Annotated in this window: 11 protein-coding genes; 9 read left to right on the top strand and 2 right to left on the bottom strand. The window is 42.6% G+C overall.

The annotated features are described in order from the left end of the window. The first annotated feature begins 4 nt into the window (after window positions 1-4). Window positions 5-1,225, top strand: coding sequence for a flagellar hook-associated protein FlgL (gene flgL, locus HJG39_RS03760; protein ID WP_268406950.1), 1,221 nt, complete (start codon window positions 5-7; stop codon window positions 1,223-1,225). Between the two features lie 89 nt (window positions 1,226-1,314). Here flgL and HJG39_RS03755 read toward each other — a convergent pair whose 3' ends face one another. Together HJG39_RS03755 and HJG39_RS03750 are read right to left on the bottom strand one after the other, a co-directional pair. Then, window positions 1,315-2,205, bottom strand: coding sequence for a LysR family transcriptional regulator (locus tag HJG39_RS03755; RefSeq protein ID WP_268406948.1), 891 nt, complete (start codon window positions 2,203-2,205; stop codon window positions 1,315-1,317). 61 nt (window positions 2,206-2,266) lie between these two features. Further along, entirely contained in the window at window positions 2,267-3,205 is a 939-nt protein-coding gene (locus HJG39_RS03750; RefSeq protein WP_268406945.1) for a hypothetical protein, read from the bottom strand. 289 nt (window positions 3,206-3,494) lie between these two features. Between HJG39_RS03750 and HJG39_RS03745 the strand changes: the two genes are divergently transcribed. From HJG39_RS03745 to HJG39_RS03710, 8 genes are all read left to right on the top strand, one after another. Beyond that, window positions 3,495-4,322: a flagellin N-terminal helical domain-containing protein gene (locus HJG39_RS03745; protein ID WP_268406943.1), complete on the top strand. Its 828-nt coding sequence runs from the start codon at window positions 3,495-3,497 to the stop codon at window positions 4,320-4,322. Window positions 4,323-4,763: 441 nt separating this feature from the next. Next, a complete protein-coding gene (locus HJG39_RS03740; RefSeq protein ID WP_268406941.1) occupies window positions 4,764-5,591 on the top strand; it encodes a flagellin N-terminal helical domain-containing protein in 828 nt (275 codons plus the stop codon). 456 nt (window positions 5,592-6,047) lie between these two features. Continuing rightward, window positions 6,048-6,875: a flagellin N-terminal helical domain-containing protein gene (locus HJG39_RS03735; protein WP_268406939.1), complete on the top strand. Its 828-nt coding sequence runs from the start codon at window positions 6,048-6,050 to the stop codon at window positions 6,873-6,875. Window positions 6,876-7,979: 1,104 nt separating this feature from the next. Continuing rightward, window positions 7,980-8,804 carry a flagellin N-terminal helical domain-containing protein gene (locus HJG39_RS03730; RefSeq protein WP_268406937.1) on the top strand — a complete coding sequence of 275 codons (825 nt, stop codon included), beginning with the start codon at window positions 7,980-7,982 and terminating at the stop codon, window positions 8,802-8,804. A 117-nt stretch (window positions 8,805-8,921) separates the two neighbouring features. Next, on the top strand, window positions 8,922-9,338 hold the full coding sequence (locus tag HJG39_RS03725) for a flagellar protein FlaG (protein ID WP_268406934.1): 417 nt from the start codon (window positions 8,922-8,924) through the stop codon (window positions 9,336-9,338). 18 nt (window positions 9,339-9,356) lie between these two features. Beyond that, window positions 9,357-10,862, top strand: a complete 1,506-nt coding sequence (gene fliD, locus HJG39_RS03720) for a flagellar filament capping protein FliD (protein WP_268406932.1) — start codon at window positions 9,357-9,359, stop codon at window positions 10,860-10,862. Between the two features lie 14 nt (window positions 10,863-10,876). Beyond that, on the top strand, window positions 10,877-11,308 hold the full coding sequence (fliS, locus tag HJG39_RS03715) for a flagellar export chaperone FliS (protein ID WP_268406930.1): 432 nt from the start codon (window positions 10,877-10,879) through the stop codon (window positions 11,306-11,308). Next, window positions 11,305-11,616 carry a hypothetical protein gene (locus HJG39_RS03710; protein WP_268406926.1) on the top strand — a complete coding sequence of 104 codons (312 nt, stop codon included), beginning with the start codon at window positions 11,305-11,307 and terminating at the stop codon, window positions 11,614-11,616. Before fliS ends, HJG39_RS03710 begins: the two co-directional genes overlap by 4 nt. The last annotated feature ends 37 nt before the right edge of the window (window positions 11,617-11,653 follow it).

Raw genomic sequence — 11,653 nt, 5'->3', positions numbered from 1 at the left:
CGTTATGCGTATTTCTACAAATCAGCTTTATGATCGTAGCTTACGAAATATTTTGGATAACCAAGGTCAGTTATCTGATATACAGCAACAACTCGCTACCGGAAAACGAATTCTCAGACCATCGGATGATCCCGTTGGTGCTTCTCAAGTGGTACGGATTACCGAAGAGTTGGAGCAAATTGAACAATTCAAGAAAAACAACATCCTGCTAGAAAACTCCTTGTCCCAAGAAGAAGCAGTGTTACAAAACGTCACAGAAGCCGCTTTGAAAGCAAGGCAGTTAACGATTCAGGCGGGGAACGGTATCAACGGAACAGAAGATCGAAAAGCCTTAGGGGTGGAGATCGGTCAAATCCGTGATCAGATTTTTGACTTAATGAATTTTCGTGACGCTAATGGTGAGTATATCTTTGCCGGTTATCAATCCGATTCACCTGCCTTTATTTTCGATGCAACGGCTACTGGCAATCGTTATATTTTTCAGGGTGATGATGGGCAAAACGAAATCCAAATATCACCCACAGTAAAAGTAGAAGGCGGTGACTCAGGTAAAACCGTATTTGAGGATGTACTGGCAAGGTTAGATGCAAATTTAACGGGTGGGACAACCACATCAAGTTTCCGAATTACACAGCAAAATGCATTCGATACTTTCCATAAAGCCAATTACGATGCAGTGACCCCGGCGAACAATGTCTTTCGGGGAACGATAAACGCTGCTGGCGACCAAATTGATTTTATTAACGTAGGTACGGGGGCCGCAGCAGGCTCGGTTGCCTATACCCCCGGACAAGACTTCACTTTTGGAGGGATTGAATTCAATAGTCCGGGAACGGCAGGGCAAACGTTAGAATTTACTTTGCAGCAGCCAGAAAAGAAAAACTTAGCGCAAACGTTGGATGATTTGTTTACGGCTTTGAACGATCCCAATATTAGCGATGCGGACTACGTAAAAGCCATTGATAGTGCCTTGATTGGCCTTGATAACGGTTTAACCGCGGTTGCGGACGCAAATTCTGCGGTAGGTGGTCGCTTGAATGTTGCGGAATCAGTTTTAAAATCTAATTTGGATTTGGAAATTGCAAACAAGGCTGCCCGTTCTGATATAGAAGAAGTGGATTATGCGGTTGCTGCATCAGAGCTAAGTCGACAAGATACTGCCTTGCAAGCTGCACAAGCGACTTTTTCCCGTGTAACACAGCTATCGTTATTTGACTTTATTTAACGCGAATTTTTTACGCTAGGGTGTTTTGTTTAAAAAACGCCCTGTTTAAATAGAATTGTGGTGTTGTGACCATGATGGTCCCCGTGGGGTTAAAGCCCGGGGACTTCCTCCGCTAAAGCAACGAAATCTTCAATATAGTGAATATTCCTATCGCTTTCTCTTACTCCTAAATAGATATGTTTATGAATGCCTTTTTTGCTCAATGGAATGCCGACAATATTCAACGTTGGTTGATACTCTTTTACTAACCAGCCCGGCAAGGCCGCTACGCCGCGTTTGGCGGCAACCATTTGCAGCATAATTTCCGTGGTCTCAATAATTTTGTGTTTTTTCACTGTGCATCCTGCGGGGTGTAAAAATTGGGAAAAAATATCTAAGCGTTGCGGTTCAACAGGATAAGTGATGAGAATCTGATCGATTAAATCGTTTGGTTCAACGTAAGCTTTTTGGGCTAGAGGGTGAGAAGCTGAGACGATAAGTTGATGCTCATAATCAAAAACTGGAATAAAATCGACGCCCGGCTTATAAAGTGGATCGGGTGTGACTAACATATCAATCTCGTATCCTCGTAATGCGCCCATGCCACCGAATTGGAATTCTTGTTTTACGTCTAAATCGACATCAGGCCATTGCAGTAAGAAAGGCTCAACCACTTTCAATAGCCATTGGTAACAAGGGTGACATTCCATTCCAATACGCAATATCCCGCGATGCCCTTTCGCCAATTGAGTTAATAACAACTCAGCATGTTCAAACTGCGGGTTGATTCTATTTGCTAATGAATTCAGTAGTTTTCCAGCTTGCGTTAGTTGTAGAGTGCGTCCCTGCTTCTCCCAAATTTTGACTCCAAGATGGTTTTCAAGTTTTCTAATGGAGTGGCTAATTGCGGATTGACTTAAACAGAGACTGTTCGCAGCTTCAGTAACCGTACCCGTTTTAACCACGTTTTGAATAATGGCTAGGTGATGTCTATCTAACATAATATATGAACAAAACTCATTGAATTTCGAAAATATACCACTTTGTTACATGAATGAAAGACTACAAGGCGATTTGCGCAAGGTATATCTGACAGCGTTGGTTTTCATGAGCGGAGTAATAACTTAAATAAAGTGTGTCATCAGTTCTTTGGAACTTTGCTAATCCGGGGTAGGCGTTATCGCCCGCAGATGGGAGTAGCAATCTATCCAGAATTTTCCCCGTAGATTTTTGCATCACAACTAACGTGGTTTTCGGTTGCCGGTTTAGCCATTCTCGTCCAGCAATAAAGAAGGAATCGTCATCACGCTCATAAAATACAGGACTACCGATGTAAGTATTAAGATCTTGCCAGCGCCATTGTGTATACGGGGATTTCGCTCTGCCAAGTTGTGCTGTGAAGGTGTCGGCGTCGCGCCTAACAATAGCAAAAGCATCGCCATTTTCTTCAAAGAATAAATCGGACTCATTAGGATAACCAAGCCCATGTGTTGCTAAGCCCAACACACTCTTTTTCAGCAATTCATAGGTGCGGCCGGGTACGCCTTTATATAAATCTAAGGATTGCTCAACGCGGTTATAGGCAAGTCCATAACTTTGCCCTTGATGCCAGCGTAATCGCCAAAGCCACCAGTAAGTCGGACCAAAATATTGTGCTTGAGACCAGCTCTTACCCGTGTTTGAGCGCCAAACTAAAGAGCGGCTCCAATGCGTTCGGTTTTGCGCATCGGGAAATCGGGCATAGGCAATTAGCATCAACTCTCCGTTAGCGGCAATGCAAAGTTTGGGATCCCGTAAATCAGCGTTTGGAACAGCAATGCGTTCTTGCCACAAGATAACGCCAGATTGATTAAGTGTCAGAATTCGAATGATCCCATCACCACTGACGTGATTGGTTGCTTCCCGAAAAGTACAAAACAATTGATTGTTGTAACAGCAGAGATCGGTAAATGCATTGTGTTTTGCATTTTGCCAGAGCGTTTTTAGCCAATTAATTTGCATGATTTTTACCCGCCCATTTTAAGTGCCGCTTTACGCATTATTGCTGACTCTATCAGGTTCGTATAGGCATTTCATCCGACGAAAAATGTTATTCCAAAGAATAGTTTAGAAAAAAGTTTAAAAAATGACTTAAGGATTTTTTTGGGACGACGATAACCTAAGCGAGAGAGCCAGTGACAGTAATTTGCATAAGTAACTTACTGTTTTTATTCAAATAATGACGAGAATTCGTCAACTGCCCATTATTGTCTAAATAAAATGGGCGGGTCAAGAGTGTAGGAGTAAACCCATGGCAGGTTTATATGTAAATACCAATGTGTCTTCATTGAATGCACAACGTCAATTATTCAATTCTGGTAATGAATTAAGCACTTCGTTCGAAAGATTATCTTCAGGTTTCCGTATTAACAGAGCCGCTGATGATGCTGCAGGTCTTCAAATTACAGACCGCATGACTTCTCAAATTCAAGGTTTAAATCAAGCTGTACGTAACGCAAACGATGCCATTTCACTATCGCAAACGGCTGAAGGTGCATTACAAGAAGTTACTCAATCACTTCAACGTGTACGTCAATTAGCAGTGCAATCTCAAAACGGTATCAATACATCGGCTGACCGTTTAGCGCTTCAAAAAGAAGTTTCTGCACTTAAAACAGAAATTAGCCGTGTTGCTCAAACCACTCAATTTGCAGGTGTTGACGTACTAACTGGTGGTTATTCAGCCGCATTCTTAGTCGGCGCGAACGCAGGTCAGACAATTTCTATCAACTTGTCTCGCTCTGGTGGTTTCGGTGCTTCCGGCTTAGGTTTGACTAATACAACGGTTCAAACTGCTGAAGGTGCGTCTGCGGCTATCGCTTCTATCGACGCTGCAATTTCAACTATTGGGGCGACTCGAGCAGACTTAGGTGCGCTTCAAAACCGCTTCCAGTCTACAATTCGTAACTTGAGCAACATCTCAGAAAATGTATCAGGTGCACGTTCACGTATCAGAGATACTGACTTCGCAACTGAAACTGCCGAGTTGACTCGTAACCAGATCATCCAACAGGCAAGTACCACTGTACTGAGTCAGGCGAACCAGCGTCCACAGTCAGCATTGTCATTGTTGGGTTAATCAAACGGTTAACCTTCATCCAGAGGAAACGGATTTCTCTGGTTAGTTTCTAAAGCGCCAGGAGGTAGGTCCTTAAGGTCAATACTGAAACTAACCAAATAAGAGCAAAAGCTCGCCCTCAAGAGAAAGCAGTTTGGTCGGGGAAACCCGACCAAATTTGTCATTTCAAACCAAAAGAGGGAGTGGGATGAGACAAAAATACAAACTATAAATAATTGAAATAATTGGACTTTTTTAATTAATTAAAAAAAGTCTAAAGGATTTTTGCTGTCCGAACGATAAATAGAGCAAAGGCACTGAGCATTAAAAACAAAAACAAGCCAGCGTCTAGGTAAAGGTCAATACAAAAACAATAAAAACCAAGACCTTACCAATCCAGATAAAAAACAAAAATAAATATATCTGGGCTTTAAACATAAAAAATCGTTAGGAGAAACAGCAATGACTTTATTCGTAAACACGAATGTGTCGTCTTTGAATGCGACACGCCAATTATTCAATTCAAACCTTTCTTTAAACACTGCTTTTGAGCGTTTGTCTTCTGGTTTCAGAATTAACAGCGCCAAAGATGACGCGGCAGGCTTACAGATTTCTGACCGTATGACGGCGCAAATCCAAGGCTTGAACCAAGCGGTTCGTAACGCAAACGACGGTATTTCACTAGCGCAAACAGCGGAAGGTGCATTATCTGAAACAACAACAGCGTTACAACGTATTCGTGTACTTGCAGTGCAATCACAAAACGGTATTAACTCTTCTGCTGACCGCTTAGCACTCCAAAAAGAAGTGTCTGCGCTTAAGCAAGAGATCAGCCGTATCGCAACAACAACTCAATTTGCCGGTGTAACCATCCTAGATGGATCATACTCAGCTGTGTTCTTGGTTGGTGCAAACGCGGGTCAGTCAATTAGTGTCAATATTTCTCGTCCGGGTGGCGGTTATGGAACCTCAGGCTTAGGTCTGGCGAACTTAACCGTTGGTACCGCAGGTGGGGCTTCAGCAGCACTAACCTCAATAGACTCTGCAATTTCAATCATTGGTGGTATCCGTGCAGATTTGGGTGCGATTCAAAACCGCTTCCAGTCCACTATTAGAAACTTGAGTAACATCTCTGAAAACGTTTCTGCGGCAAGATCACGTATCAAAGATACAGACTTTGCCATCGAAACGGCAGAATTGACCCGTGCTCAGATTCTTCAGCAGGCAAGTACAACTGTACTTAGTCAGGCGAACCAAAGACCGCAGGCAGCACTTAGCTTACTAGGTTAATAACGCTTGAAGAATGAGACTTCAGTTACCAAGCGTGTGGGGACAGGCAGGTAACTGAAATCTAAAGAAAAGGTCGGTGAGCAAAATGTGGGGACAGGCTGCAATCCGACCGTATAAGGAATGAGTGGACATTTTTAAAAGCTATGCATCAATGTGCTAGGGACAGCACGGTTACCTACTACTAAGAAAAAATCAAGGTAACAGCCGACTTACAGAACCAACGCCAGGAGGTAGTGAGGTATTGAGGTATTAGGCCATCAATCCCGCAAGTCGGCTAGAGCAAAAGCTCCCCTGAAGCATAGGCTTTTGTTGTTTAAATGCCCAGCTATTGTCTGTCGAATAATCGTCAGACGAAATAGATAAAGCACATAGCGTGCCAAAAGTTTTAAACAACAAAAAACCGGAACGTAAAAACAAAAATAAATATCCGGTAGAAAAATCGTTAGGAGAAGAGCCATGACTCTATTTGTAAATACAAATGTGTCTTCATTAAATGCAACAAGACAGCTATTCAATAGCAGCACACAATTAGGTGTTTCTTTTGAACGACTATCTTCAGGGTTCAGGATTAACAGCGCAAAAGATGATGCGGCAGGATTACAGATTTCTGACCGGATGACCGCGCAAATTCAGGGCTTGAACCAAGCAGTAAGAAATGCGAACGATGGGATTTCGTTAGCGCAAACCGCAGAAGGGGCGTTATCTGAAACCACTACTGCGTTGCAACGAATTCGAGTTTTAGCCGTGCAATCACAGAACGGGATTAACTCATCGTCGGACAGATTAGCATTACAAAAAGAAGTGTCTGCTTTGAAGGCAGAAATTAGCCGGATAGCATCAACAACTCAGTTTGCTGGTGTCACCATTTTGAACGGGACATACTCGGCTGTTTTCTTAGTGGGAGCGAATGCGGGTCAAAGTATTGGCGTCAATATTTCCAGAGCGGGCGGTGGATATGGCACATCTGGTTTGGGAATGTCGGATTTATCGGTTGCAACTGCGCCGCAAGCGTCGGCCGCATTAGCCACAATTGATTCAGCGATTTCAATTATTGGTAGCAAACGAGCCGATTTAGGTGCGATACAAAACCGATTCCAATCAACTATCAGGAACTTAAGTAATATTTCTGAGAACGTGTCGGCGGCAAGATCCCGCATCAAAGATACAGACTTTGCCGTCGAAACGGCAAATTTAACCAAGAATCAAATTATTCAACAGGCCAGTACCACAGTGCTGAGTCAGGCGAACCAAAGACCGCAAGCAGCCTTGAGTCTTCTGGGATAATTCGCCAACTAATTAAGCGTTTTACACAAGGGTGGAAGTGAGAGGCCAACCCGTGAAGCGCTGACCAACAGGGTCAAGAGTGTAGCGTTTTGGCTGAGAGGCCAGTGTTTTTTCTAACAGTTTTTGCTCGTACTCCTAACGTGAGCATCTCGGCTGGGTCGTTTGACCCAGCTTTTTTAACGCGCAAAGGAGTAAGGTGTCGAGCGCCATTTATTTGACAGATAATGGAGGTTTGTGACCTCTTTAAATGGATGTCAACCGATAAGCTGGCAAAAGGAAGTCAGTACGAATTTGCAAGAAAAGGCTGCAAATTAGTATTAGATCACATAAACACACAAGAACAGTAGCCAGAATGTTTGCTAGGATTATCAAAAGTTTCAATGAAATTAGATAGTTTATGAAAGGGGGGGAAATGAGAGGCCGGCCCGAGAAACGCCGACCAACAGGGTCAAGAGTGTAGAAGTTTTGGTTGAGAGGCCAGTATTCTTTCTATTACCTGCTAGTCGGTCAAAACTGTTATAGTAAGTTTTTGCTCGTACTCCTAACGTGAGCAAGTTGGTCGGGTCATATGACCCGGCCTTTTTTATTTCCATTGCATCCCAAACATCCGTTTATCGCGGTCTCTTCAATCCGCTAGGGTGTAGCCAAAACACATTGTCAATTTTTTGTTGTTACTAGGCTACCAACTTGCTTACGAGAATTATAAAGCAGTTACCGTGCCAACTTTTCACAATGCTAATAAAACCAACCAATAATGGCGCACAATATCTTCAACAATTTGCTTCTTGTCAATCTTCCATGATCTTATTTTAGCCCTTTCACCCCTATTTCAAGCAAAATAAACTCAAATAAAATATTTGCAAATCAATGGTTTAAAAATAAATTTAAAATATATTAAATTTTTTCTAAAGATGCTTTAGTCGGTGTCGATAACTATAGCTGAGGGGTAGTTTAACTTGTTGGATTTGGTTAGAGGTAGCCAAGCCAGCGTTAAAGAGTTAACACATTGAGGCAATGTCTAGCTGTTTAGGCGTTGAAATATTAGGCGAACTGAATTGTAAATGATAGAGGTGTCATTAGATTCGGTTCTCAGGAGGTATTATCATGGGTTTATTTGTAAACACCAATGTTTCTTCTTTGAATGCACAACGTCAGTTGTTCAATTCTGGAACACAATTAAGTACATCTTTTGAAAGATTGTCATCTGGTTTCCGTATCAATAGTGCTGCGGACGATGCTGCCGGTCTACAAATCTCTGACCGCTTAACTAGCCAAGTACAAGGTTTGAACCAGGCGGTACGTAACGCAAACGACGCAATTTCCCTTTCTCAAACTGCTGAAGGTGCATTGCAAGAGGTGACTCAATCACTTCAACGTATTCGACAATTAGCGGTTCAATCTCAAAACGGTATTAACTCTTCTGCTGACCGTACAGCACTTCAATCAGAAGTATCTGCACTTAAGCAAGAAATCAGTCGTATCGCACAAAATACTCAATTCGCGGGTAATAACATTCTTGACGGTAGTTTTTCTGCTGCATTCTTAGTGGGTGCAAACGCAGGCCAAACTATCTCAGTTAATATCTCGCGTTCTGGTGGGTTTGGAGCGTCAGGTCTTGGTTTATCCAATACTACAGTTGGTACTGCGCAAGGTGCATCAGCGGCTATCGCATCAATTGACTCAGCGATTTCATCGATTGGTTCAACTCGAGCGGATTTGGGTGCATTGCAAAACCGTTTCCAATCGACTATTCGTAACTTATCTAACGTTTCTGAAAACTTATCTGGCGCACGTTCTCGTGTACGTGATACAGACTTCGCAACAGAAACAGCAGAATTGACTCGTAACCAGATCATCCAGCAGGCGAGTATCTCGGTATTGAGTCAGGCGAACCAGAGACCACAGTCGGCATTATCCTTGCTAGGGTAAATTAAGCCGCACTCGGTAATGGTAATGAATATTGGCAAGGCTACTATAATTTCTTATAGTGGCCTTCTTTTGTTATTAGCAGTCTTTCCTCAAACTTAAATGAGGGGGAGGTGAAAGATGGATGTTGATTTAACGCGTTCTAGTGAACTTGCCAATGTGTTGACCAGCAACCAAAATGCGAGTGAGCGTTTGTCTGAGTCTCGGTCGTTAAATGCAGAAGTCAGTGGGCCAAATTCTACTAATGCTTCCAGCGAAAATGCCGATATACAAGGTAACAGTGTTGAGCTAAACCCTGCTAATCTTGAATCAGCTGTTGGCGAAGTTAGTGAATTTGTGCAATCACAAAATAGAAACTTAAATTTCTCGTTTAATGAAGATTCAGGCCGGTCAATAGTGCAAGTAACCGATTCGGAGACAGGTGAGTTAATACGCCAAATTCCATCGGAAGAAGTATTACGTTTATCTGAACGAATCAAGAATTTGCAAACCGATGTCGGCGCTGCGGTAGGAGTTTTGTTCAACAAAGAAGTTTAGTCCATATAGAGGTTAATCATGGGTATCCAGAGTTTAGGTGTTGGTTCTGGTCTTGCGTTAGACGATTTAGTGTCGCAGCTTATTCAAGCTGAACGTGAACCAAAAGAAAGAAGGCTGAACGAGCGTGAAGAGAATTTGGATGCTGTTATCTCCGGGATCGGCGCGCTACAGTCAAAGCTCAGCGATTTCGAAGATTCTGTAGAAGAATTACGAAGTGATTTTAACCTTAATGGACGAGAGCCTTCGATTTCACATCCTAGTTCTCTTTCTCTCGGCGAAGGGGAGCAAGGTCCTTTTACAGCAGAAGCCTCTAACAGTGCGCTTGAAGCTTCCTACGATGTCGTTATCACCAGTCTCGCCGAAGGTTCTCGCCATCAGACATCCGATGGTCAATTTGCTGACGCGAGTGCTTCAGTGTTGTCTGCCGGTTCCGGTAGCATTAGTTTTAAATTTGGTACTTCTGCCGATACTTTCGATATTAATGTGACTGCGGGAACCAGCTTACAACAGCTGGCTAATTCAATTAATAATTCTGCCGATAACCTTCAGTCCGATGGCCTTACCCCACTTGTCACGGCAAACATCATTGATACTGGCACTGCAGCCGGTGCGAAACTGGTTTTCACCTCGAATTTAACGGGGCAAGGTAATGATCTCATTGTTGTTAATAACAACGATTTAGCTGATTTAAATCGCATTACAACAACCGACTCAACAGAAACACTTAATAATGATCTGAGTTCTAATGGTTTAGCACGAGCTGCGGCCGACGCAACGGCTACCGTTGATGGCATTGCTGTTCAAAGTAGCACTAACCGCTTTGAAAATGTAATTCAAAACGTGGCGTTTGACGCATTAGAGGTTTCGCCAGATACCAATGGAGATGGCACGCCAGATGGCAAGTCGGTGCTAACGATTGGTAACGATAGAGATGGTCTCGACAAAAAAATCCGCGATTTCAAAGATGATTACAATACGTTAGTTGAGGAAATTGGCCGTTTAACACGATTTGGTGAGTCCGATCTGGAAGAAGATGGCCCACTTGCCGGTGACTTTATGGTTCGAGGGTTGCAAAATCAATTAGCGACCATTATTGGCGGTAACGTACCGGGGTCATCCCTTGGTACTCTATATCAAATCGGGCTATCTTTTGATGATGATGGTAAGCTTGAGATTACCGCAACGGACGAGTTTGGTTTTGGAAGTGGTGAAGATCGCTTAAAAGAAGCACTGGAAAATAATTTCGATGAAGTAGCGACAATATTCACCGATTCCGAAGATGGTATCGCAAAGAATATATACGACTATGTTCGAGAGTTTACACGTTTTGGCGGCTTGCTACGTTCTAGAGAGCAAACCTTTAAGGATGAAAAAAGTAATTTAGAAGAAGAAAGAGCGAGATTTGAGCTTCAGATGTTAAGTTTTGAGCAGATACAAAGAGATAAGTTTCTCGCGTTGGACCAAACGGTTTCGCAATTAAACCGAACAGGTAACGCACTTTTAGCTTCGCTCGGTGGCGTTTAGGGGGGAATTAAATCATGGCGCTCAAAGGTATTAATGCCTATAAAAAAGGTAATTTAAAACAAGAACTGTCATCGGCCGATCCTCATAAAATCACTTTAATGTTGATGCAAGGCGCATTAGAAAGAATGGCTTATGCGAAAGGGTCGATGGAACGCAAAGAGTACGAGAAAAAGTCTGAACATATTTCTAGAGCCGTAGCAATTTGCATGAATTTACGTGACACACTTGATATGGAAGCGAGTGCAGAACTTTCTGGCAATTTATATGCATTATATGATTACATGATCCAACGCCTTACAGATGCTAATATTCAGAATAGTCAAAGTATTTTGGACGAAGTTATGGGGTTAATGCTGCCAATTAAAAGTGCTTGGTCGCAGATTCCAGAAGCTGCGAAACAAGAAGCTTACGAAATGCAACGTCAAAAGAGACAAACTGCAGTTTGAACAAACATATCTCACTTATTCACGATCTTACACCTTTTAGCCTGGAAGCAAATTGCCAGGCTATTTCCGATTTATTTGCCCAAGATGAATTAGACGCGGATGCTTTGCTAATATTGGTTCAAGAAAGGGACGAGCTTATCCTCAAGCATTTACCAACTTTGCAAAGTGAGGAAAAAAAGGAATATATTAACAAGGAGTTAGAGGTTAACAATAAACTTGTTGAAATCACCAGCCATCTACAAAAAGAACAAAAGCAGCGCCTTTTGGGGTTAGTGCGTGGACGGTCGGCGGTTTCTAAATATAAATAATGATCTTAGCTGCTTATCATCTGAGCTAAGGTTGTGA

The sequence above is a fragment of the Alteromonas sp. a30 genome (genome assembly GCF_026788005.1).
GTDB lineage: Bacteria > Pseudomonadota > Gammaproteobacteria > Enterobacterales > Alteromonadaceae > Paraneptunicella.
Note: the sequence above shows the minus strand (reverse complement) of the source record. Positions and strands in the feature narration are given on the sequence as shown.